The organism is Bradyrhizobium sp. JR4.3, from assembly GCF_040547695.1.
In the GTDB taxonomy this organism is placed as follows: domain Bacteria; phylum Pseudomonadota; class Alphaproteobacteria; order Rhizobiales; family Xanthobacteraceae; genus Bradyrhizobium; species Bradyrhizobium canariense.
Window position 1 is genome coordinate 1 of sequence record NZ_JBEPQF010000060.1, and the last position, 23,366, is coordinate 23,366.

Consider the following 23,366-nt stretch of genomic DNA (forward strand, 5'->3'; position numbering starts at 1 on the left):
GACCACGGTGTAGCCGTTGTAGTCGAGCCAGTCGATCAGCGGCCGGATCGAGGAGTATTCCTGATCCTCGATGATCGCGGTGTAGTAGAACGCCCTAAGTAGCGTCCCGCGGCTCTGAAACTCCTTCAGCAGACGCTTGTAATCGATGTCGAAGCCCAGAGTTTTCGCCGTCGCGTAGAGATTGGCTCCATCGATGAAGAGCGCGATCTTGTTAGTAGTGGAGGCCATTTTTGCTTTCGGAGGTACTTTCTGAGGAATGAGAGTGGGGAAGAAATGCGTCGCTGAAGACTAAATATGAAAGGTGGTTGTAGCATAGTTGCCATGGACGAGGTGCGCTAGGCGGTTGAAAAGGGGATTCTCCATTGTGCCCTCGTGCCTCCAGATCGCCGGCGTCAATTTTGTCGTTTTTGCCCGTACCGATTCAGGCTGGTTTTGCCACATCGTCCGGCAGACTGCAGGGCCCGCGAGCCGCACGTAGCATCGTCTCGGATGAGTACGTCTCGTAAGTGACGCAAGTGAGCGTGGCCGGCCTGCGGCGCAATGGCCTCGACGATTAGCGTGAATCGTTCTTACCGGTTTAGCAGTGTGATAGATGGCGTCGCCGAGCTAGAGTCATCACTTCTTCGGAACGAGGTTCGACAGCATCATCACCAATTGAGCCTGGCGGTTTGTCCCCGTTTTCATAAACACAGACTTCAGTTGATTGCGCAGGGTCTGCTTAGAAAGTCCTCGCTCTGCCGCAAAATTTTCCAAATCCTTGCCGCTCGCAAGAGCTACTGCGAGCCGGGATTCTGCGGCCGTCAGCTCGAAGGCCTCGCGCAGAGTCATCATACCCGCTGACTGCATCAGGTCGGTGTCGGATATAACTAGTATTGCGTGGAAGAGGGAAAGGGGAGAGTCAGTTAGACCAGTAAGCCGCATAGGGTAGATGACCAGTCGGCCACCTGCAACTTTTTGTAGAACCATGGGCGCGATAGTGAAGGCTTCAAGGCTCCAGAACAGAGCTCTGATCGCGTTCTGCAGGAGTTCATTTGATTTCGGATCTTGGCAGCGAATGCGTCCTGCTGAAATCTGCAGATCCACTCCGATTAGTCGCTCCGCCGCCGGATTGACGCGAACCACGTGGCCCGACCGGTCAAGCAGAAGTGCCGCGCGCTCGGAAAAATCGAAGGCACTTAGTGCTGATTCCCCTTTTGCCAGGCCGAGCGCTGCGCAAGTCTGAACGACCGAATCCAGACGGTTGGACAACTCGGAAAGAGCTTGCAATTCTCTCGCGGAATAAGAACCTTGATCTGGCGTCCTTTGTAAGCTCAAATTCCAAACCAGATCTCCCCGGCCGATCCGGACGCCTGCCCAACCGCTGAGATTACAGTTCCGAAGGAACTCTTGATAAAACGGCGAACGCTTGCGTGCGTCTAATGGCATGCAGTCGTTGTCCGTCGCCACTCCGTTGGCCAAGAAGGCGGCCTTCCCGCGGTAGCGCTCGTCGCGGCTTTGCCATCCGTCCCTGACGTACACATTTGCGCTGCGATCCATGGAAGGAGTAGCAGCAACGATCGGCAATGCTCCGACCACTGGTAACAGGACCGCGCCATACGACCCAGTGCATTCCGCTGCCGTCTGCAATGCCTCTGTCCACAGAGAGGGCTCGATCGCGGCGGCGGCCAACACGCGGCTAAGTCGGTGCAGATCAAACGGTTCCATCCACCATTCCGACGTGTCGAATGTGCCGCAGCACCTCTAAAGGCGTAGCCCAATTGGGCCATGCTGACTCAGGACATCCGCATTATCAAGGGGTTGGGGCAGCCCCGCGAGACCCACTTCGGCAAGGCGAGAGCAAAATGACCATCATGGAAGTTGGCCACGGTCGTACAGGGGCTCGTAGCGACCGTCCCTTTGGGCAATGCGGGCTGGTCCGCTGTTCACGATTTTCGCTGTGCATGAGCCCGTATTCATGAACAGCTACGAATACAACTCCTGTCGGAATAGAACCAGTGACCTACCAACCTTTGACATCGATGTTCAGCGCAGGGGGCGACGTTGGGGCTGGTTCATTCGGACGAGCTCGGGCGAATGCTTACTAGAGGGCCGAGAGCGCACTCGGGCGGAGGCGAGATATAGGGCGGCACGAGCCCTGTTTCAGCTATTGGCTTCCTCGCCCCACCAGAAAGCAGTCAAAGAAGCTCTACGCGCCGGCAGACCTAGTTAGTACACTTTCACACGTTAGCGCGACACGAGAAAAAAACCGAGGCATGCTCAAGGTAAATGCAACGTGTGCGCCGGTAACCGCACCTCCATGGAAGGTCGAGCCGATTTCGGAGGAAGTTGTTCCATGGACGAAGTGATCTTGCGCAAACTGGAGGAGCGTCTCGGACCGCTCCATGCGAGACAGCGATTGGGTATCGAGACGGACCACGAGGCACAAATCTTCGGCCGGGGGCTCCTCTCTTTTCACATAAGGAACTGGTATCCAGTCCATTCTGTCATTCGAAATGCACTTAAGCTGACGGGTCTCTACTGTCGCGGACGCCGAAATACAGGAAGCATACTCGTCAAGCGCAATGATGTCACGTTCAACGCGTTGCCTCCGCTTTTCGACGGCTTCACCATACTCCACCTTAGCGACATGCATGTGGACATGAATGAAGCTGCCATGCAGCGCTTGATCGAACTCGTCGGCGACATGCGCTACGATCTATGTGTTCTAACCGGCGACTATCGGGGGAAGAACTTTGGACCGTTCGAGGCAACCTTGAACGGCGTCGCACGAGTGCGAGCTCATCTAAAGGAGCCCGTTTATGGGGTTCTGGGCGACCACGATACCATCCAAATGGTTCCGGGGCTGGAAGCCATGGGAATACGTATGCTGTTCAACGAGAGCGAGGCGATTGTGCGCGGCGATCAGCAAATCTATCTAGCCGGGATCGATGACGCCCACTGCTTCAAGGCCGACGATATCGAAAAAGCTGCGTTGCAGATCCCGTATGGCGAGTTCTCCATTTTATTGTCACACACACCGGAGATTTATCGTCAGGCGGCTCATGCCGATTTTAATTTGTTGCTGAGCGGGCATACGCACGGTGGGCAGATCTGTCTGCCAGGATCTATTCCGATCATACTTGATGCAGACTTGCCTCGACGGATGGGGGCAGGAGCTTGGCAGTATCACGACATGGCTGGCTACACCTCTGTGGGTGCTGGATCGAGCGTCGTTCCTGTTCGTCTCAACTGTCCGCCAGAAATCACCCTGCACCGGCTTCGTTCGGGCTAACGGCGGGCTAATATGGTTCGTCGCGCAGGTTGGCTCGGAATAGAAAACGAGACAGAATTAGCGCGCCAATAAAAAAGACCCCGACGCCAAGCGCTATGTCTGCGATCGTCAATGAAAGAGCGTCGCGGCATGCCAGCATCGGAAATAGGGATTCGGGAATCTGATCGAGCCCGAGTGCCTGGCTGCTCGGCGGATAGTTTAGGCGGCGCTTCAGGAAGCTGGAGAACAAATCGCCCGCCATAGCCGCGCCCGCTACGATTGCACCGATCGTCGGATCCAGACCGATAAGCGGAGCGCTTGCTGTCGTGATGATGACTGAAATCAAAATACCGCGGATAGTTTTCGATGGCCCAAACAACGGCCTCCCATCAAACAATACGATGCCGGCATCCACCGGAAAGGAAAAACGTGGGCCAAAAATCTTCTTTGCAACGATCGGTGTGCCGTTCGCCAACGTCATTAAAACCAATAATTGCAGAATATGCAGAAATTGCATTTCTTCAGGTTAGCTTATAGTTGCATCCGACGGTAGTTCGATCTTCATTGACCATTGTGGGCGCCCTTCAGTGGGACGTCTTGCACCGGTCATTCAAGGCCCCCGGTCGTGCCTCATCCATAACCTGAAGTCGCTGTCGCTGCTCGGCCGCGCCGACGTGATCGAACAGCGATGCAGTTTGCTGCAGTGCACGAGCCAAATGACCCAACGCGATATTTAGTGGATGCGTGGGAATTAACCACTGTCGGGTTGACCTTGGCCTCATGAGAATACGCTATATCTACCCGAAGGCCGTTCAAAAGGACTAGCTGGTGGACGAAGACATTCTGCGCAAGCTCGAGATCCGTCTCGGCCCGCTCCATGCCCGGCAGCGATTGGGGATTGAGAGAGATCACGAAGCTCAGGTATTTGGCCAGGGCCTCACATTTTTTCACCTTGAAAACTCATCTTGGGCCGAGCGGATCATTCGAAATGTTCTGAAGGCAACGGGGCTTTACTGGCGTGCACGACAGAATGCAGAACGCATTCTCGTCAAACGAAACGAAATGAGGTTCAAGACATTACCGCCGCTCTTTGAGGGCTTCATCATTCTCCACGTTAGCGACCTTCACGTGGATATGAATGAAGTTGCCATGAACAGACTCATCGAGCTGGTTGGCAGCATGCAGTACGATGTGTGTGTCCTAACTGGCGATTATCGGGGGCGGACTGTTGGGCCGTTCCAGCCCGCACTGGATGGTGTCGCGCGAGTGGCAACTCATCTGAAACAGCCAATCTATGCGGTGCTCGGCAACCACGATACGATTCGAATGGTCCCCGGGCTCGAAGCTATGGGCATTCGCGTGCTGCTCAATGAATGCGAAACAATCGTTCGCAAGGACCAGCGGATCTATCTGGCGGGAATCGACGATGCACATTTCTTCAGAGTGGACAACATCGAAAAGGCCGCTCTCTCGATACCCCGCGGTGAGTTCTCGATCTTGTTGTCTCACACACCGGAGGTCTATCGTCAGGCTGCGCATGCCAACTTTGATCTGATGCTGAGCGGACACACCCACGGCGGTCAGATTTGTCTCCCCGGATCCATTCCCATCAAGCTTGAGGCGGTGCTGCCAAGGCGGATGGGGGCTGGGCCTTGGCAGTACAGAGATATGACCGGCTATACTTCCGTTGGTGCGGGCTCGAGCGTCGTTCCCGTGCGCCTCAATTGCCCGCCGGAAATTACCTTGCACAATTTACGCCGCGGCTGACGCTGACCTAATGCGGTTCATCACGTACACGAGCCTGAAACAAAAGTCGGGCGGGAGTAGCTCGCCGACGAAAAATACCCCAACACCCGAGGCGCTCTCGGCAATCGAGACTTCCTTCTAAACCGGCCCTATGGCGCCAGTGACGGGGAGAATGGCAACGTGCTACCTGACATTTCGTTTCGAAGTCTTTCTTGCTTTCCCACGCTGACGCCGTTTTCGAATCGGAGTGATCTAGCAAGTCATAGGCCGATGTGAGGTTTGGATCCGTGAACAGCTCCTCCACGGCACGGGAGTGCGATGAACGTGGGCGCTGTCATTCAACTCGCAATCTGCCCAATGCATGAGTCTCTTCTGGCCCGAACGCGAAGCCCAGACCGGCTCTGAAATCGTCCGGTTGTCGCGGTAGACCAGACGTGACCGGCGGCGGTCAGGACGGCGCCTGTTGACCCTTGCGGTCCTTGACGCGCAGCCAATCGAAGGGTGACCAGACCGGGCCTAGTACCCGCAATAGGATCTTAGCGATGGATGATGTCCGGCGGATATGATCGAAGAAGACGTCCAGCACAAATGTTGTCGCGAGCCTGCACCGCTTGCCGATGATACCCATCCGCCTCGTTCAGCAATCGATCAGAGATGTTGCATGACTGGCGGCTATTGTCCGCGTAGTTGAGCGTCGCCTCCGTGGAGACAGAGGCTTGGGCCAAGGCTCCGCAGCGCTGCCATGCCGGTGCACTCATCGCATGCTTCCAAGCCTCACTAGCTGCGTTACGCAATCGCAACACTTCGGGGCACGGCGCCTGCGCTTTGGCCTGAACTCCGAGCCCGAGTAGCACGATTATCGTGACGGCCGGCACTCCTCTCAATGTCATCGGACTTCCTCCAAGCATTTATTTGCCCCAAGAGTTTCACTAACTCGGTGGGTTGCTGGAATCGGCGCTGACGATGGCAATTGGTCTGCGCACAGTGTCTTCATTCCATTAAATGGAACCATCGGCATTCTTCGAAGGTGCGCGAAACATTTCGCATCCCTGAAACTTAAGTTAATCGTGGGCCTAAGCGAAAGGTCGCGATATGGAACCGACCAATCGGATATCGGACCCCATCGATCATAAGACTGCCCGCTCGATCTGTGACGAGGTGGGTGACAGATTGCAACAGAACTTATCTCGCGAAGCCTTGCCTCTGCCGCCCTACCTCGAACGTTTAGTCGATGAATTGCTCAAACAGGAGCGTCATGCAATTGATGGCGTCGCAGCCGCCCGCTAACCGTTTCCTTCATGCGACGCGGCGGGTAGTCGCGTCCGTCTGAGCGGTAAAGAAGAAGCCGTCGCCGTTCCAAACCGGCGGTGACTTTCCGCTAATCTTGTCGCTTGAGCGCATCCCAGGCATGGTCGGCCGGCCGGACGCCAGAGTACGTGCTTGTTCAGTGAACGATCAAGCCGCGCTGTTTCCCCTGTTGGCCCGTAGCGACCAAAATCCGCGTCCGTCTAGACTTCGGCAATCAGGGTGAGAGTGGACCTGTTGTGCTCAGCGGGAGTGTTTCGCATGTTTACCCGAAAGCGACGTATCAGGAGTCGCCCGCCAACTGGTCGAGAAGGTGTTGGCGCCCAACCATCGCCTCTCAGGCAACAGTCGCGCGGTGTTGCAGCCGAACTTCCGATTATACGATCACGCAGCGTTATACAAGGGAGCGAATCTCGTATTGGCTTTGCGGGCCCGCCGCCCTAGAATCGCGGCGATCGCGGGATGGGCGGAATGCAGTATGTTTGCGACGCGCCGAAGGGTAAGACCTGGTTCCGTATCGAGACGGAAGGTGAAGCGGCGCAAGAGTCGCGCCTGATGCGCCACACAGTGGAGAAATATTTCTGCCGCGAGCGAGAGAAGGCAGTCCAATCCTGGCGTCCGGAGCAGCCCAACGCGATCGAGCGCGACATCGGCCTCGAGACCCATGTACATCGAGAGATGCCGCTTTTCCTCACGTTGCGTGACAGGGAGGGTAATGCCCTGGCTACAGCAATGCGGCCACCGGGTGGCAAGGATCGCGGCGGGTTCCGGATCATCATCGTTGCCGCATCCAATGCCGATCCTTATCCTGAGCAGGATGCGGCCATCGCTGCGCTAGGAGCGCGTTTCGGTCTCACGCTCGATCGCCACCGCTGCTTCCCCTACGGCCGCTAAGGAGCCTGACAAGTATCGCTGCTTGGGCGGTTCGGGCTTCGACGCGCTCGCGCAATGGTGTGCCAGGATTGGACTCCGTCTGACCGCAAGGAAATCGGCAAAGGCTCGGCGTCGCTGCCGAGCCTTCTTATTATTGTCGAGCTCTGAATGTCGGGCTTAGAAGTCCATACCCCCCATGCCACCCATGCCGCCGCCCGGAGGCATCGCCGGACCGGCGCCGCCCTTCTTGGGCAGCTCGGCGACCATGGCTTCCGTGGTGATCAGGAGCGCTGCGACGGACGCCGCGTTCTGGATCGCCACTCGAACCACCTTAGTCGGATCGATGATGCCCTTGGAGACCAGGTTGCCGTATTCGCCGGTCTGCGAATCGAAGCCGTACGAGTACTGATCCTTTTCGAGGATCTTGCCGACGATGACCGAGCCGTCCTCGCCCGCGTTGATTGCGATCTGGCGGGCCGGGTAGGACAACGCCTTGCGCACGATCTCCACCCCGGTCTTCTGGTCGTCATTTTTGGTGCGAATGCCCTTGAGGTGCTCGGAGGCACGCAGCAGCGCAACGCCGCCGCCTGGCAAGATCCCTTCCTCGACCGCCGCGCGGGTCGCATGCATCGCGTCATCAACGCGATCCTTGCGCTCCTTCACCTCGACCTCGGTCGCGCCGCCGACGCGGATAACCGCGACGCCGCCTGCGAGCTTGGCAAGACGCTCCTGAAGCTTCTCACGGTCGTAGTCCGAGGTAGTTTCCTCGATCTGCGCCTTAATCTGGGACACGCGCGCCTCGATGTCGGCCTTCTTGCCCGCGCCGCTCACGATCGTGGTGTTCTCCTTGTCGATCATGACCTTCTTGGCGCGGCCGAGCATGTTGAGTGTGACATTCTCGAGCTTGATGCCAAGGTCTTCCGAGATGGCCTGGCCGCCGGTCAGGATCGCGATGTCCTGCAGCATCGCCTTGCGGCGATCGCCGAAGCCCGGAGCCTTGACGGCGGCGACCTTCAGGCCGCCGCGGAGACGGTTGACGACGAGGGTGGCGAGCGCTTCGCCTTCGACGTCCTCGGCGATAATCACAAGCGGCTTGCCGCTCTGCACCACCGCTTCCAACAAGGGAAGTAGTTCATTCAACTGAGATAGCTTTTTCTCATTAATGAGGACGTAGGCATCATCCATTTCAACGCGCATCTTATCGGCGTTGGTGACGAAGTAGGGCGAGATGTAGCCACGGTCGAACTGCATGCCCTCGACAACTTCGAGTTCGGTCTCGAGCGACTTGGCTTCCTCAACGGTGATGACACCCTCGTTGCCGACCTTCTTCATGGCGTCGGCGATGAACTTGCCGATCACCGCATCGCCATTGGCTGAAATCGTGCCGACCTGCGCGATTTCCTCATTCGAGGTGACCTTCTTGGAGTTTTTGACGAGATCGGCGACCACAGCTTCCACGGCCATGTCGATACCGCGCTTGAGATCCATCGGGTTCATGCCAGCGGCAACCGACTTCGCGCCTTCACGGACGATCGCAGCGGCGAGCACGGTCGCGGTGGTGGTGCCGTCGCCAGCCGCGTCTGCAGACTTGGAGGCGACTTCGCGCACCATCTGTGCGCCCATGTTCTCGAACTTGTCCTCGAGCTCGATCTCCTTGGCGACGGTGACGCCATCCTTGGTAATACGGGGAGCGCCGAACGACTTGTCGAGGACGACATTGCGGCCCTTCGGACCGAGCGTCACTTTTACCGCATTGTGGAGGATGTCGACACCGCGCAGCATGCGGTCGCGGGCCTCTACTCCGAATTTGACTTCTTTGGCTGACATAGTGGGCTTCCCTGAGTTTTTGACTTAGTCTCACCCTTGATGATGCGCTCGACAGGCGCTTGAGCGATGGATTAGGCGGCCTTCTTCTTGGAAGACACGTCGGTGAGAACGCCCATGATGTCGCTCTCCTTCATGATCAACAGCTCCTGGGTGTCGATCTTGACCTCGGTGCCCGACCACTTGCCGAACAACACGCGGTCACCGACCTGAACGTCGATCGGGATCAGCTTGCCGTTTTCGTCACGACCGCCGGGGCCAACGGCGATGACTTCACCCTGGGAGGGTTTTTCCTTGACCGTGTCGGGAATGATGATGCCGCTAGCGGTCTTCTCTTCTGCGTCAATGCGCTTGACCACGACGCGGTCGTGAAGCGGACGGAATTTCATGCTCTCCTCCTATCCTCTAGTCGCTTTTAGTTTGGATGAAATAGCGGTCGAAGCTAGCGAGGGCTAACCGCTCCGAAAATAAGCGGGCCTCGCCGGCATACAAGACAAAACCGCGAAGGATTTCGAAAATCCGTCGTTCACCGGTCCGCGGAGGCCCATTCAGAGCCACCTAAAGGAGCCCCTGGAATAAATCTTGGCTGGTTCGAGGAAGCCGCTGAGGAAATTCGGGGCCGGCTGTATCACCCGCACAGGTTATTGCTTGGCTTTGCCATCCAATACAGGGTTGCGCGCGTCTGGATTAGCCTGTTCAGGTACAATGATGCCGCGTCCAACGGCATTCTAGACCCGCGACGGTGCACGGACAGGCGGGGGAATCCCAATCCCCTCTCGCCTACCGAGAGAACCTGAGATGCAGCGGTCGAGCAAGTTTTTTTACAGATTCTCTCCCTCCAGCGAGGAGCTGCTTAAAACTCCGTTGACGTTCGGGACTTCGACCGCATCTCCAACTGACAAGCAAACATACGAAACGGAGTCAGTGTGGCGCACTGATAAGAAAATTACACAACCGGAGTCAGCCCATAGAGTGATAAGCAAAGATGTATATGCTTATCAGTTGTCGTATGACCGCTTGGCGCAAAGCTGTCGTTCGCTTTCGCGCCAACGTCGTAGAGCGAATCTAAAATGCAGCCTCGGCACAAGACGGCGTCGAAGCGCGCTCGGCCCATACCGGGAGACGCGACATTGGACGCAACTCCCGATCAGGGTTCGCTAAGTTATTCGGCTGCAATCGTGTGCACGGTCCCGCCTTGGTCGGCGTTTGTGAACACGAAGCCCTCGTAGCCGTTCTCCGCGACCTCCGCGCACTTTCTGCGGTATCCGCCGACGCCCTCCGGACCGAGGTAGGGCAAGAACCGCCGCACCTTGCCCTCTATGTTGGCGCCCATGTACCAGGAATTGGTGCCGGGCATCAGGGTTGTATTCACGACCTCGGCGACATGGGTGCCCCATGCGTCCTGCGCCTGCCGGCTTGCCTCAATCGTGGCAAGCTTGTTTCTTCGCATGTGGGCGATGCACTCGGTGATCCATTCGACATGCTGCTCTATCGAGACCGGCATGTTCGACAGCACCGAGGGGCTTTGCGGGCCGGTGATCGTGAACAGGTTGGGATAGCCGGTGATCGCCACGCCGAGATAGGTCTGCGGGCCATCCGCCCATTCTTGCGCCAGTGCCCGGCCGCCGCGCCCCTTGATACCGAGGTTCTTCAGCGGGCCGGTCATCGCGTCGAAGCCGGTGGCTATGACGATGATGTCGAGCGGATACTCCTTGCCACCCGCGCGAATGCCATTCGGCGTGATCTCCTCGATTGGACCGTTGGTGCTCGCATCCACCAGCGCCACGTTCTTCTTGTTGAATGTCTCGAAATAGTTGGTGTCCAGCGGTTGGCGCTTGGTGCCGTAGGGGTAGGTCTTGGGCGTCAACTTCTCCGCGATCGCCGGGTCGTTGACGACCGAGCGGATCTTGCGCTTGAGGTATTCGGCGATGACATCGTTCGCCTCCTTCGAGAAGAACATGTCCTGATAGTTCGCCAGCCAAAATGCGAAGCCACCGGCGTCCCACATCTTGTCGAACTCCTGCTCGCGCTCCTCGGGCGTTGTTTCCAGCACCGCCTTCGGTATGAAATTCAGCTCGAACCCGAAGAAGGAATCCTTGATGCGCTGGCGGATACCGTCGTAATCGGCCTTGCGCGCCTTAGTCACCTCGGGGTCGATACGACCGTTGCGCGCAGGCACGCAGAAGTTCGGTGTACGCTGAAAAACCGTGAGGTGCTTCGCCTGCTGCGCGATCTCCGGGATCGCTTGCACCGCCGTTGCACCCGTGCCGATGATGCCGACACGCTTGGCCGTGAAGTCGACGCCATCGTGCGGCCACTGGCTCGTGTGGTAATACTTGCCCTTAAAGGAGCTCAGCCCCTCGATTGCCGGCATGTTGGCGATCGACAGGGCACCGACGGCCGGAATGACGAAGCGCGCCGTGACGGCATCGCCTTTGTCGGTGCGCACGGTCCACAACTCGGTGGCGTCATCGAAGACCACTTCGACGACACGCTTGCCGAACTGGATGTCGGGCTTCAGGTCGAAGCGCTCGGAGCAGTGCTCGAGATAGCGCAAAATTTCATCCTGCTCCGGATAGCGCTCGGACCAGTTCCATTCCTGCAGCAGGTTCTTGTCGAAGGTGTAACAGTAGATGTAGCTGTCGGAGTCGCAGCGCGCGCCGGGATAGCGATTCCAGTACCACGTGCCGCCGACCCCGTCGCCAGCCTCGAACACGGTGACCTTCAGGTCAAGCTTGTCACGTAGCGAATGCAACATGTACATGCCGGAGAATCCGGCGCCGATGATGACCGCATCGAAGTCGACTTTGGGTCCAGTCCGTTGGGTCGCTTGCACATTGTTCATGACGTACCTCCCGTTGTGAGCGTTCTCCTTGCATCTCTTTTCATTCGACTGTCGTCATGCGCGGGCACCCGCCTGCGGGACCAGAAGATCAGCAGGTGGCACATCGCAAAGCCCGCGCCCTTGACGTCGTCGCTCGATTGCGAAAGCGGCGGCGCGCCGTGGCCCGGGTAACCCGCGCTCGTCAGCACTACGCCGCGGCGCGCGCCTCGCCGGTCGCATATGCGGCCGTCTCCAATTCCAGGTAGCCGCCGAACGAAGTCGGGTCGCCGAACGGCAGGATCTGCGTCGCCCAATACCCGCCGAACCCGTTCTTGCGGTCAATCCAGAAGAACGTGTTGGCGAGCCCGGCCCAGCCGATCGCTCCGGCCGGACGGCCGGTAGGCGCGTCCTCGTCGTTGACCATGAAGGTGAGGCACCAGGATTTCTTCAGGCCAGGGAAGAACTCGGCGTCGTTCGACAGCATCGGGATGACGCCGGGGAGCATCGTGACCGCCTGGTTGGTCTGCAGGCCGTTGCGTACAGCGGATTCGACCGTTTCTTTCCTGAGCACGCGTCCTTGCTGTCCCGTCCCGTCGTTCAGCCACATCCGGATGAATTTCATGTACTCGCCGATCGAGCCATAGAGACCGTGCCCACCCATGTGGACTTCCGGCTCAGGCGGCAGCTGCATATCGGGAAGGGCGATCAGGGATCCGTCTGCCTCGCGCTGATGGATGGTGGCGAGGCGCGTACGCATCGAAGGGGTCAGCGAAAAGGCGATGTCCTCCATTCCGAGCGGCGTAAAGATGCGCTCCCTCATCACGTCGCCGAGGCGCTTGCCGCGGATGCTTTCGACAACCTGTCCGGCCCAGTCGATGTTGCTGCCATATTCCCATTTATCGCCGGGATCGAACAATAGCGGAGTCATCAGTGATGCTTTCGAGCAGGTCACCACGCTCGGCTGGCCGCGCTCCTGCGCCAGACGCAAGTAATTGGCGTTGAAGAAGTCGTAGCCGAGGCCCGCGGTGTGCAGCATCAGCATGCGGGTGGTGATGTCGCGCTTCGGCGGTCGCAGCTTCGGGTTTCCCGTGGCGTCGAACCCGTCGAGGACCTCGAGCTTGCCAATGTCGGGCACGTAATTTTTGGCTGGGGCGTCTAGGTCGAGCCTGCCGTCCTCGACGCATTGCAGGACCGCCGTGCCGGTGATGGCCTTTGTGGTGGAGAAAATGGCAAACACGGTGTCGGTCGTCATGGCCTGGCCGCCGCCAAGACTGCGCTCGCCGACTGAGCCTTCGTAAATGTTGGTCGAGCGATCCGTGATCATCGCCACCACGCCGGGAACGCGGTCCTTACCAGCCACGGCTTTTTGCAAGATCCCGTCACATGCGCTTTTCAGGTTGTTACCCATAGACGTTTCTCCCTTTGCCAAGTTTGATCACGTGCTTCTCGGTAATCCGCTGGCGGTTCGAGCGGGATGACGTAAGCGTATAGCGAGTTTTTGAGTTTCGGCCTGATCGTCCCCAATGACGTAGCGCGAATGAAATCCCGCCGCGGCCGTGGCAGCAATGGTAACTGGAGTTGTTGATCATGGGCAGCTCCAGGTCATCGCATTTCGACCGAGCACTTGAAGCGTAGACCGTTTTCCCGTGATCGGCCATGTATTCCCCTGCGATTCTTTGCTCGGGCAGGTCAGCGAAGCTGACACTTGATCTACGCTTAAACGTATCGCTGACAATTTATGGCTTCTCTCTTGTTGCACTTAGCAGACGAGGACCGGCGAGAAGCTCCTCTTGCCGCATCGGCCGCGGACCTCAGCTCATCGCGCAGATATGGGCAAAAGCCGTTTTGGGCTGACGAACGAAATGTTTAGAGCCGGTGATGCGTTTTGCGCGCGGCGACGTGAGGGACCAATGCCAAAAGAGCCTTCCGGCTAAGCAAGTCATACAGACGGAGTTTGCTCGCGGACTGATAAAGCTTCGAGCAAAAGCTTATCTGCGGCCGCGGCCGAACATCGGATAGATCGGAAGCCGACGAAGGAGCTTGAGGACGGTGCCGAGAAACGCGTCATCCGGTCCGAACATCACAGCCGGGCGGAAGATAAACGCATCGGCGAATTCCGCGCGGACCGCCCGTTCACCTTCACCGCGCTTTCTGATGTAGAGGGATCGCGAGGCGGCGTCGGCCCCGATCCCCGAAACGTGAACAAGCCGTTCGACTCCCGCCCGGCGGGCCTGGGCTGCTACAAGTTGGGCCGCCTCGACGTGAACAGAGTGAAATGTCTCCCCTCCGCGCTCGCGATAAAGGCTGACCGCGTTCACGGCGCCGTAGGCGCCGACCAACGCATTCGCGACGGATCGCTCGTCATGAATGTTGGCCGCTACGGATTGAAGTTGCACGTCCGGATGCCGTGACGCGATCCGGACGGGAAATTTATGACTGCACAGATGGCGAGCGATGCGGCTGCCGAGAAAGCCGGTTCCGCCGAACACAGTGATGGTGCGACCGTTCGTTGCTGCCTCCGGCTAGCGTTCGCGGCTCCACGGGAAGAGTGAGGCCGGGAAATCCGCCGCATAGCGGTGACCAATCGGCGGGCGCGGCTTTTCCTCCGGCGGGTTCGGGTCAGGCTCGATGACCTTCCGATAAAGATGCCAGGTGGCATGACCGAGCACCGGCAGAACGACGGCGAGACCGACGAAGAACGGTAGCGAACCGATCGCCAGCAATGTCGCAACAACCAGACCCCATACCGCCATCTCAATTGGATTTTCCCTCACGGCCCGCAGCGACGTCCGGATTGCGTCGATCGCAGTCGCATGCCGGTCGAGCATCAGCGGAAACGACACGACACTGACGCACAGGGCCACGACGGCGAACAGGAAGCCGACGCCACAGCCGACGATGATAAGCGACCATCCTTCCGGCGTCGTCAAAACACGCGTTGCGAAGTCAGGGATGCTTGCAGCCGGGGCGTGGCAAAAGGTTGCAACGTAGATCGCGTTCGCGGCGCCGATCCACACCCCGAACCGAACCAGCAGGAGGATGCCGAGTTCGAGCATGGCGCCGAAAGACGGTGCGCGCAGCACCTGCATGGCTCCCAAGCCGCTGCTTCCTCTCCGCGCTCGCGGAGGCGGCTGAGCTCGTACAGGCCGAGCGCGGCAAAGGGACCGATCAGCGTAAAGCCCGCAGCCAGTGGAAACAGCAGCGGCAGCACCGAATAGCCGATGACAAGTTTAAATAGGACAAATCTGGGTCAGCGACCGCGACTACAGCATCCGTGAAGCCACGCGAGCGCTCATCAAGCCGCGGTTGTCAGTGGGCACAAGCGCTCAATCGTCAGGTTCTGGGAGCGCAAGGGCGACGGGATTTTTACGGCAGAGGAAGCCGCAGCGCGACGCTGAGATGCCGGACGCGCAGCAGGAACTAGCCCGTGCCCTGGATACCGAGAAGTTGCGTGCCCGGCTGGGGCACAAGGCGTGCACTATGTTGGACATGGCTGCGGGCAACAGCACACTGGCGGAGATTGGTGAGTTTTTGGGATTTGGCGGGCAGTACGCGACGCGCATGGCCGCGAAGGAGGTTCGGGCGGCGGTCGCTGCGCTGAACGCCGCTCTGGGGGACGGACAGAGGGCTGCGGCTTAGAGCGCCTACTATAAATGCGCGTCCGCTTTGCCTCTGCCACTGGGTAAGGCCGACAAGGATGCACGTCGGCCTTGGGCCCAGAAGCAGACCTCGGCGGCGGCCGACGTCCAACTGCTTTGAGCCGACGCACAGAACCAGACTTCTCGGAGTGCCCGACCTTCATCATCTATTGCCGGCGGCGGGGGAGAATTTCTGAATAGTATTGAAGATCACGCCGTCGGTCGCGGATGCCGTGGCTTGAATCGGCAAAGTGAATTGCACGGTGATGCCTGGTCCGGCGTTTGGGGTGGCCCATATGCGTCCCCCGTGAGCTTCGACAATCGAACGGCAAATCGATAGCCCCATGCCCATGCCGCCGGGCTTGGTGGTGTAGAATGAGTCGAACAGGTGTTCAAAACTCTCCGGTTTCAATCCCGGACCAGAATCCTGCACGGCGACGAGCACTCCCCCCGATGCATCTTTCCCAGTGCCGATCAGCAACCCGCGCGACCCTTCGCTGACACCGCTCATCGCTTGGACGGCGTTGATGATCAAGTTAAGGAGCACTTGCTGCAGTTGGACTCGATCTCCTTGGATGGGCGGCAAGCCCTCCGCGAGTTGCGTCTGCACCGAGACATTGTTTTTCATCGCTTCGCCACGGGTCAGGGCAATGACCTCAACGACCGCGTCGTTGACCTCCAAGGCATCCTTGCGCGGAGGCTCCTTCTTGATGAGGGCACGGATGCGGCCGATGATGTCGGCCGCACGCTTTTCGTTTTCGACGGTACGACCAAGCGCCTCCCGGGCCTTGTCCAGATTTGGCGGCTGGCCATCCAGCCAGCGCAAGGCCGCCCCGGCATTGTTCATTCCCGCCCCGAGCGGCTGCATGACTTCATGTGTAATCGAGGCCGCCAGCTCTCCCATGGCGGTGACCCGTTGGACGTGGGCAAGATCCGCCTGCGTCTGACGCAGGGCCTCCGCGGCGCGCTTGCGCTTGGCCACGGAGGCGAACAGGGCCGCCAGATCGACGAGCACGAAGCCGGCGATCCCCACCGCCAAGGGGGTCCGATCGAGGGTCGCATCCACGTGGGTGTCCTCGATCGTGGCGGGAGCGCTACAAATGGCCGCCCGCATCCCGGTGTAGTGCATGCCGGATATGGCGACGCCCATGATGATGGCGGCGGCGAGCTTCTGCCCACCGCCCCCGGTTCCGAACGCCAGCCACAGCGCCGCCGTCGCCGCGCCGATCGCGACGATGACGGAAAGCGCGAACCAAAGGGGGTCGTAGCTCAATTGGACGGGCCCCCGCATGGCGGCCATGCCGGTGTAGTGCATGGCGAGGATGCCGAGCCCCATGAAGACGCCGCTGAGCACGACGCGGGGGCGCCATGCGCCCGGGCTACTGATGACGTAGAAGCTGCCGCTCGTGCCCAGGATCGCCAGTACGAGGGAAAAGACAGTCAAGCCGACATCGTAAGACACCGGCATCGGCAGCTCGAAGGCGAGCATGGCGACGAAGTGCATCGACCATATGCCGCCTCCCATGGTGAGTGCGGCCGCCGCCAGCCAGATCGGGTGCGTGGGTACGCGCTGCGTGGGTATGTGGTGCGTGGGTCCTTGGGCCAGCGCCACGCGTTCGCCGAGATCCAGGGCGGTGTAAGACGCGAAGCCAGCGACCAGGATAGACAGGGCAACGAGAGAGGGATCGTATGTTGCGGTAACAATCATCGGGATCTTCCCCATTTTGGAGCAGAGACGAGGGAGGCACCACCCGATGCATCACAACCGACATTCCCCGGATGCCCGCTCCTACGATTGCGCGACGCAAGGGCAGTTGGCTGCATGATGCAGCGAGGTCTCGGTTCTCTCAAGGGCAACGATAGTTCGGCAGCGAGGCTGTCTCAAGCGAGGCGCGCTGTCTGCCCGGTCGGCGGCGGCACTGGTTCGATGGGCCACCACCAGCCGCCAGAACCCTCTGTCGGATATCCGAGTCGGGTCACAAGCCTTCGATGACCGCGAAGAGAAGCTGACGTCGTACACGCCTAGGCACGTACGCTCGCACGTCCCCCGATCTCTTACGTTAGTACAGGCTCAACGATGCGGCCGATGTGACGCGCAAGAGAGGTCGGTTCGATCCCGGCGAGCTTTTTCCGGCGTAGTGCCGTGAAGCCGCTGCATGCGGCCTATTCTTCCCTGTTCAAATAGAGAAAAACGACAAAGGAGGTTGCTCTGTGGCAACGCTAAACGAGTGCTTGGCCTCGGCCGAGTTGCATCTTGGCTTTCACAAACCGCCCGCGCGATCCAACGCGGCATCGCCGCAAGGCGTGAAGCGATGCGTGTGAGGGCATGCTGTAGGCCGGTACGGGGAGGGGCGTGGCAGTTTTGGGACGCAATCCGCCATCGCAGACCGCGGCTTTCCCGTTCCACACGCATCTGCAATTCAGAATATGGGTCTAAATTGCGGCTAGGCAATCGCGAGCATGGTCCGCACGAGTTGCGCGATCCCAAAATCGCATTGTCTCGGATTGATCTGTCGCAAATGCTGACACTCGACCAAAGACTATATTGAGACCCGTTTATGGAGCTCTGCCATGATCATAGAGCGCTTATCCCAAGAGCATCTCAACATTGAGAAGCTGCTGGCCATCCTCGAGCGGGAGCTCGAGGTATTCGATCGCGGCGACCGTGCTGACTACGAGGTCATTCACGCGGTTATCAGTTACTTCGAAGTCTACCCAGAAGTTTATCATCATCCCCAGGAAGACTTCGTATTTGCCAAGCTGAGGGCACGAGATCCAGCCGCTGCTGCGAAGGTCGGCGATCTAGCTCGCGAACACCAGAAAGGGGCCCAACTTTTACGCCGCGTCGCTCAGGCGGTCGACAGCGTTCTCGCGGAACGTGGCATTCTGCGCGAAGATGTGGATCTTATCATTCGGGATTTTATCGCGCACGAGCGCCGTCACATGAGGATGGAAGATCGCGATTTTTTTCCGGTGGCAGTTAAGGTTCTCGAGCCTCAAGATTGGACTGAGATCGCTTCAGCCGCGACGAGTCAGAATGACCCGCTATTCAGCGACGTTGCCGAGGAGCGGTTTGACACGCTGCGCGCACACATTTTGCGGCTTGAGCAGGAGGCTGGCGCGGAGCGTAAGTAAGCGCTACGGCGTCGCGCAATGCATTGTGCCGCGCGACGCTGAGGTCCACGGCGCAAGGGAGAGGGGGCTGCGCCTTTCCTTCCGCGCTCATATACGCGTGCGGCCCGAAGCGGGAGGGTACGGATGCCGCTCCACACCGACAATCTCGAATCGACCATGCGCTATGCGTTGCGGACAACGCGTGCTATAGTCGTCTGCCCTTTCCATCCAGAGGTCATGATCCGCGTCGGAGACGGCGGCGCCGAAACCCAAGCTTATTACCGCGCCAGAAGCATCACCAAGAGTGATGGCACGTGCTGGGAGCGTGAAGATCTCATGCAAGAGATTGTGCGCCAACTCACGGATGCGGCCGACGGCGTGTGTCCTCGATGTGCGCAACTGGTTTCTTCCCATAACTGATGGGCCGGGCGGTCAAGACACCGGGATGCGAAAACCAGCAAGAAACCTTAGAGTTGGCTAGCTGAAAGCACTTCCGTACAACCTGTCGTTCACGCCGGCTGGCTTTCGACGGGATCCGGCAAGACAAACTTCAGGATGGCGGACCTTCGTGGAGAAGCGCGAAGACTACTTGCTCCGGTTGGCGAGCGTATTAGAGGATGTCGAGGCGGACCAGCAGGTGATAATTCGCGACCGGTACATCGAGTACGCCTTCTGGGGAAATGACGCGCTCGCGCTCTTGCAGAGGCCGAAGTCTTCGCCCGCGCTGGCTGCACGTTTCGTTACAACCGCATTGAGTGACAAGGCGTGTTCACCAGATCGTATCCCGCCGGAGGCAGGGCTTAAGGTTTTAGGAACGACCGCGCAGATTCAGTCTGCTTCTTTAAGCTGGAATAGCGAGATTCGACTGATGCCTGGCTACGGCCGAGTTTTGCTGCAATGTCTGTGAATGACGCTCCGCTCGCCCGCATCCTTAAAAGCATTTCGTCGTCCTCTGCGGACCAAATCGTCGAACTTTTTGGAGCCCCGGTTCGGACCATTTCCACCCCGCTGCCGATTTTTTCGCGATCAGATAAAAGCAGGATCGCGATCAGGCAAATTATGGCGGCTGGCATCCCGAAAACAACCGCTTACAGGTTGGGCAGTCTTAGAGGCGCACGCCGCATCGGCAGTGTTACCACTGTGTCCCCAGCAGGAGGGCCTCAGTGCGCGCTTGGGCTGCGGTCAAGGACGCCAAGATGGAGGATGCCGGGGGAAGACCCCAGCCCACCCTTTGCGCAAATGCGTCCGCACCAGCCTTGCTTTTGTCTGAGTTCCAGTACTAGTTTTCGATTTTGCAAAATGGAGAAGTTAAGTGGCTATGGGGACTGTGAAGTGGTTCAACCCGACGAAGGGCTACGGGTTTATTCAACCTGACAACGGTGGCAAGGACGTCTTCGTCCATATCTCAGCGGTCGAGAAGGCTGGCTTGAGCAGCCTCAACGAGGGAGCCAAGGTCAGCTTCGACGTCGTGAACAATCGCGGAAAAGACTCGGCTGAAAATCTGCGCGTGGGGTGAGCCTTCTAACCGCGACGCGACGCTAGGAGCGCCACACAAAAAGGCCGCAGCGGCGGACCACTGCGGCCAGCCGGGTTAAAATGTAGACGTGAAATATTGATTCCAGCCCCGGCAAGACAAGGCTACAGCGAGGGCACCAGTCCGCAATGTCGTCGATGTCACACTTGGGGAAAACCTAAACGTCAGTCTTGCTGACTGAGGGAGGGCCCGCCGGGGCTGGCAACAGCGAGCCCTCAACCCCAAAGCCGCGCAACTCTCCGGCGGCCTTAGCGGATGCGGCGGTCTGCACCTGATCGGCGCAGATGCGAGCGTTAAACGATATCGGTTTTTGGCGGCTCCCTCAACGGACCAGTATGACTGAGACCAGCGTTAATTTACCGCTGATGCTGGAGGCCTATTCCGAGATTGAGCGCCTTCTGACGGAGCGCACCAACGCTGCGCTTGGTTGCCTTGGATATTTTGGCGACAGGCGTTCGCGCCTTTGAGTGCGCTTTAAGTTCCTTGATGTCGGCCTTCGTCCCCTCGCGGCGAATAGTTTTCTTTGCCTTTTTTGACCAACGTGGCGCTCCTTCGATGTTGAGAGCGCGGTCTAACAACGTAGCGCTCAGTTCGCAAGCCGCGCACTTATTCCACCACGCGCGACGATATTTAAGCGCGCCCTCAACCCTGCAGGAGTGACGGGCATGTTCAGGGTTGTAGCTACGGCGTTGTGGACTCCAACTCATCGCGAAGTTGGAGTGGCAATCCATCCGCTTTCCCTAGGAATAGCCAATCCAGGGTAAGGCCTGGAATCTTTTGCACCAGCAAAATGCCGACGCTCTTTGACAAAGGCATGCCACGTTCGAAATTGTTCCAGCGCTGCGCTTAAATCCGGATCCGCTTACAAAACGCCGTCTGCGTCCCGGCAACGGCTTTTCGCACGAGCTTGAGCGTTTCGGCGACGTTTTCGTTACTCAATGGATTTTCGGGCATTGACTACCTTGGACGCGGGGAGGGAGTCTCAATTATCTCAGGGTGGGTGCCGATTTGCTTCAAGAGATGACCCACTGCACCGCCAGTCTCAGGTACGAGAAAAAGTAGCGATCAACGAATAGGCCGAGGGGCGGCCATGCGATGATGCCGATGCGGAGTAGGATTATGATGCCTGAACCGATCAGCATCTCTTTGATTTCGCGGTGCATCGCGTCAGTTTAGGCAATTCTCCGCTATCCCGTCCATTCCCTCAGGGGCAGCGCAAGTCCACACGCTTCAAGGGCACGCCGCCTCGACCGGTTGCGATTGTGCAGCTGGCGCGCGCGCAACACGACGCCGCACTGCCGAGGAAGGTTGTTGCCGCAGTGAATGATGCAAAGCCGCGGCGGGTGTTGTGCCGAGGAGGACCCTCGGCTATCCAACCCATTGCGCGAAGGCCTGTCCGCTCCTTCGGCTTGTTCGCCCTCGCTGCTTGCGGAAACGTTGTAACCGACCGTACACGGCCTGACGACTGCGACCCAAGCGCTCGCCCAGCTCGGTCGCAGTCATGCCCTCGTTGAACAGCGCAAGCAGTTGCGCCTCTTCTTCGGGCGACCACGGACGGATCTCTCGTCGATTGTTGGACATCGATTCATGCCAGCAAAAGCGCTGCTGGAAACGGCTCACCGAGGCAGAATACTGGGAGCATTTGGCGCCGACTCCTCTCCCAACCGACATTGAAGGCTGCTTCACGCTTGGTCAGCATGACTTAGCTGCTGCCTAGCGCTCACCATTTGTCGTTTCGAAAATCGGATTGGGGTAAATGAGTATTCTTTGGGGCCAGTTAGCTTCCCATACATTTCGCCTGCACACCTCCAACGATGAACGCCCGCAGCTCGAGCTCAAACCGCGGAAACTGGCTGAACACGTTTACGACGATCATTGCCTGCGGCTCGGTGCGTTGAAGGGGACAGACTCAAAATAGCCAAAACAGACTCGGATAGAGAGAAGGTTCACCCGTGCCAGCTTCCTCCAAATTATAGGAATATATTCCATAATGAAGGTTATGCGAATCAAGAAAGCTTGGAAAAATCAATGACTTACGTGTCATTTTCGCCGCTTCACTCGAATCCAACCGCGACCGACCTTCGTTACGACGCCTTCGCCTGTCTTCGCTGTACAGTGTCCCGCTGGCGCCGCTTTCGGTCGCGCTTGCGCCGAACTGGCGGTATCGAAGGCACGGGTGACAGAGAGGTGGCCAGCGTCGGCTCCTCGACGGCGCGGACGGGAGTTAGCTCCGTTGCTTGGGCGGGTGCGGACCGCGCCTCCATAATCTCGAGAACCGAGCGCCCCTTATCTGTGACACGCCAGCCGCCGTTCATCCGCTCGATGAGACCTTGGGAGAATATATCCAAGTCGGGTACGCGGGCTGCCAATCGCTTCGTGCGTTCGGCCCAGTCCCGTCCGCTGGTCGCCAGGATCGCCATATCGCGCTTAAGGTCCGCCATCACGGCGAACCCATCTGGATAGCTGACCAGCACCTTGAGAACCGTCACCTGGAAGTTCACTGGCCACACCCTACCCGGTTTCCGGCGAACTTACTCCCTCGACATCTTAGATGTATCCGGTGAACCTCTGTCGACTCACGACATTCATCCGCTGGTCTTCGTGGGGAGACTGATCTCGGTCGCGTTGTGCTCGACATCATCGCAAATACAGGGGATCAACTCGTCCTGTTTGATCTCCTTACGCTTTACAAGCAATTGGGCCAAGCGACGGCCCTCGCCTGCATTGACGAGATAATGGCCGGTCGGCTTGCCCTTGGGTCCAAGTTCGGGCTCGAACGGGAATTGCAGCATACTGAGGGATGCGATGCTGGCGGCCAGCGCTTCGATCTCGGCGGGCGTGTGCGGCACCTCGCGCACATTCTTCGGCGACTTCTTCGGTTTATCAAACAGATCTCCTCTCCGGTAGGCAGCCTCCGTCTTTGTCCTTGACGGTGTGGGCAAGCGCCGCCTCGCAGATCTCGCGAGCGACAGTGGTGCGCTCCGACGCCCACTCCCGGAATCCCGACCGGAAACCGTGCACCGTGCAATCCACCTTCATCCGGCGGACGATCATTAACAGCGCCATATTTGACATCGGCTTATCGTTGGATCTGCCTGGGAACACGAATTCGCTGCCGGCCGCGAGAAACAAGACTTCGCTGGATTGTGCTGGACACCGATTTGGCGGAAGGGGTGTCTTGTCAACCTTGCTGAAATCGCTCGTTTTTTTCGTTCCCGTCGCGGGCAATCTACGGTCCTAGCCACGATCAGTTTCGCA

Annotated in this window: 22 protein-coding genes and 1 pseudogene; 9 read left to right on the forward strand and 14 right to left on the reverse strand. The window is 58.7% G+C overall.

Annotation, left to right across the window (positions count from 1 at the left end):
• The coding region (locus ABIB91_RS40210) for an NYN domain-containing protein (protein ID WP_354172602.1) at window positions 1–228 on the reverse strand (228 nt) is incomplete at its 3' end.
• A gap of 387 nt (window positions 229–615) precedes the next feature.
• Window positions 616–1,704 carry a helix-turn-helix transcriptional regulator gene (locus ABIB91_RS40215; RefSeq protein WP_354172600.1) on the reverse strand — a complete coding sequence of 363 codons (1,089 nt, stop codon included), beginning with the start codon at window positions 1,702–1,704 and terminating at the stop codon, window positions 616–618.
• 628 nt (window positions 1,705–2,332) lie between these two features.
• On the opposite strand from ABIB91_RS40215, the gene ABIB91_RS40220 reads away from it, so the two are divergent.
• Window positions 2,333–3,271, forward strand: coding sequence for a metallophosphoesterase (locus ABIB91_RS40220; protein ID WP_354172598.1), 939 nt, complete (start codon window positions 2,333–2,335; stop codon window positions 3,269–3,271).
• Window positions 3,272–3,278: 7 nt separating this feature from the next.
• Here the strand turns inward: ABIB91_RS40220 and ABIB91_RS40225 are convergent, their stop codons facing one another.
• Complete coding sequence (locus tag ABIB91_RS40225) at window positions 3,279–3,767, reverse strand: CDP-archaeol synthase (protein WP_009859279.1); 489 nt, start codon at window positions 3,765–3,767, stop codon at window positions 3,279–3,281.
• Between the two features lie 311 nt (window positions 3,768–4,078).
• On the opposite strand from ABIB91_RS40225, the gene ABIB91_RS40230 reads away from it, so the two are divergent.
• Window positions 4,079–5,017 (forward strand): metallophosphoesterase, encoded by a 939-nt coding sequence (locus ABIB91_RS40230; protein WP_354172596.1) that lies wholly within the window; start codon window positions 4,079–4,081, stop codon window positions 5,015–5,017.
• A gap of 427 nt (window positions 5,018–5,444) precedes the next feature.
• On the opposite strand, the gene ABIB91_RS40235 is transcribed toward ABIB91_RS40230, so the two are convergent.
• Window positions 5,445–5,624 carry a hypothetical protein gene (locus ABIB91_RS40235; protein WP_354172594.1) on the reverse strand — a complete coding sequence of 60 codons (180 nt, stop codon included), beginning with the start codon at window positions 5,622–5,624 and terminating at the stop codon, window positions 5,445–5,447.
• 464 nt (window positions 5,625–6,088) lie between these two features.
• Here ABIB91_RS40235 and ABIB91_RS40240 point away from each other — a divergent pair, with 464 nt between their 5' ends.
• Both ABIB91_RS40240 and ABIB91_RS40245 read left to right on the forward strand, forming a co-directional pair.
• Window positions 6,089–6,283: a hypothetical protein gene (locus ABIB91_RS40240; protein WP_009859276.1), complete on the forward strand. Its 195-nt coding sequence runs from the start codon at window positions 6,089–6,091 to the stop codon at window positions 6,281–6,283.
• Between the two features lie 489 nt (window positions 6,284–6,772).
• The gene (locus tag ABIB91_RS40245) at window positions 6,773–7,195 is read left to right on the forward strand and encodes a hypothetical protein (protein ID WP_354213248.1); all 423 of its coding nucleotides are present in this window, start codon (window positions 6,773–6,775) and stop codon (window positions 7,193–7,195) included.
• Window positions 7,196–7,351: 156 nt separating this feature from the next.
• Here the strand turns inward: ABIB91_RS40245 and groL are convergent, their stop codons facing one another.
• From groL to ABIB91_RS40275, 6 genes and pseudogenes are all read right to left on the reverse strand, one after another.
• Window positions 7,352–9,001 (reverse strand): chaperonin GroEL, encoded by a 1,650-nt coding sequence (gene groL, locus ABIB91_RS40250; RefSeq protein WP_354172589.1) that lies wholly within the window; start codon window positions 8,999–9,001, stop codon window positions 7,352–7,354.
• A 71-nt stretch (window positions 9,002–9,072) separates the two neighbouring features.
• The gene (locus tag ABIB91_RS40255) at window positions 9,073–9,387 is read right to left on the reverse strand and encodes a co-chaperone GroES (RefSeq protein ID WP_354172587.1); all 315 of its coding nucleotides are present in this window, start codon (window positions 9,385–9,387) and stop codon (window positions 9,073–9,075) included.
• A gap of 773 nt (window positions 9,388–10,160) precedes the next feature.
• Window positions 10,161–11,843 carry a flavin-containing monooxygenase gene (locus tag ABIB91_RS40260; protein WP_354172585.1) on the reverse strand — a complete coding sequence of 561 codons (1,683 nt, stop codon included), beginning with the start codon at window positions 11,841–11,843 and terminating at the stop codon, window positions 10,161–10,163.
• A gap of 187 nt (window positions 11,844–12,030) precedes the next feature.
• Window positions 12,031–13,230 carry a methyl acetate hydrolase AcmB gene (gene acmB, locus ABIB91_RS40265; RefSeq protein WP_354172583.1) on the reverse strand — a complete coding sequence of 400 codons (1,200 nt, stop codon included), beginning with the start codon at window positions 13,228–13,230 and terminating at the stop codon, window positions 12,031–12,033.
• Between the two features lie 580 nt (window positions 13,231–13,810).
• Window positions 13,811–14,311, reverse strand: a complete 501-nt coding sequence (locus ABIB91_RS40270) for an NAD(P)H-binding protein (RefSeq protein WP_354172581.1) — start codon at window positions 14,309–14,311, stop codon at window positions 13,811–13,813.
• Between the two features lie 33 nt (window positions 14,312–14,344).
• A pseudogene (locus tag ABIB91_RS40275) lies at window positions 14,345–15,033 on the reverse strand (DUF2189 domain-containing protein).
• 188 nt (window positions 15,034–15,221) lie between these two features.
• On the opposite strand from ABIB91_RS40275, the gene ABIB91_RS40280 reads away from it, so the two are divergent.
• Window positions 15,222–15,461, forward strand: coding sequence for a hypothetical protein (locus ABIB91_RS40280; protein WP_354172579.1), 240 nt, complete (start codon window positions 15,222–15,224; stop codon window positions 15,459–15,461).
• A 162-nt stretch (window positions 15,462–15,623) separates the two neighbouring features.
• On the opposite strand, the gene ABIB91_RS40285 is transcribed toward ABIB91_RS40280, so the two are convergent.
• On the reverse strand, window positions 15,624–17,168 hold the full coding sequence (locus ABIB91_RS40285) for an MHYT domain-containing protein (protein WP_354172577.1): 1,545 nt from the start codon (window positions 17,166–17,168) through the stop codon (window positions 15,624–15,626).
• An 863-nt stretch (window positions 17,169–18,031) separates the two neighbouring features.
• On the opposite strand from ABIB91_RS40285, the gene ABIB91_RS40290 reads away from it, so the two are divergent.
• The 4 genes from ABIB91_RS40290 (at window position 18,032) to ABIB91_RS40305 (ending at window position 20,090) form a co-directional block, all read left to right on the forward strand.
• The gene (locus ABIB91_RS40290; RefSeq protein ID WP_354172575.1) at window positions 18,032–18,595 is read left to right on the forward strand and encodes a hemerythrin domain-containing protein; all 564 of its coding nucleotides are present in this window, start codon (window positions 18,032–18,034) and stop codon (window positions 18,593–18,595) included.
• Between the two features lie 123 nt (window positions 18,596–18,718).
• Entirely contained in the window at window positions 18,719–18,994 is a 276-nt protein-coding gene (locus ABIB91_RS40295) for a hypothetical protein (protein WP_354172573.1), read from the forward strand.
• 148 nt (window positions 18,995–19,142) lie between these two features.
• Complete coding sequence (locus tag ABIB91_RS40300; protein ID WP_354172571.1) at window positions 19,143–19,481, forward strand: hypothetical protein; 339 nt, start codon at window positions 19,143–19,145, stop codon at window positions 19,479–19,481.
• 405 nt (window positions 19,482–19,886) lie between these two features.
• Window positions 19,887–20,090 carry a cold-shock protein gene (locus ABIB91_RS40305; RefSeq protein ID WP_247395343.1) on the forward strand — a complete coding sequence of 68 codons (204 nt, stop codon included), beginning with the start codon at window positions 19,887–19,889 and terminating at the stop codon, window positions 20,088–20,090.
• A 1,386-nt stretch (window positions 20,091–21,476) separates the two neighbouring features.
• Here ABIB91_RS40305 and ABIB91_RS40310 read toward each other — a convergent pair.
• From ABIB91_RS40310 to ABIB91_RS40320, 3 genes are all read right to left on the reverse strand, one after another.
• On the reverse strand, window positions 21,477–21,779 hold the full coding sequence (locus ABIB91_RS40310) for a helix-turn-helix domain-containing protein (protein ID WP_354213257.1): 303 nt from the start codon (window positions 21,777–21,779) through the stop codon (window positions 21,477–21,479).
• 413 nt (window positions 21,780–22,192) lie between these two features.
• Window positions 22,193–22,609, reverse strand: coding sequence for a hypothetical protein (locus ABIB91_RS40315; RefSeq protein ID WP_354172567.1), 417 nt, complete (start codon window positions 22,607–22,609; stop codon window positions 22,193–22,195).
• Between the two features lie 84 nt (window positions 22,610–22,693).
• Window positions 22,694–23,050: a ParB/Srx family N-terminal domain-containing protein gene (locus ABIB91_RS40320; protein ID WP_354172565.1), complete on the reverse strand. Its 357-nt coding sequence runs from the start codon at window positions 23,048–23,050 to the stop codon at window positions 22,694–22,696.
• Between the last annotated feature and the right edge of the window lie 316 nt (window positions 23,051–23,366).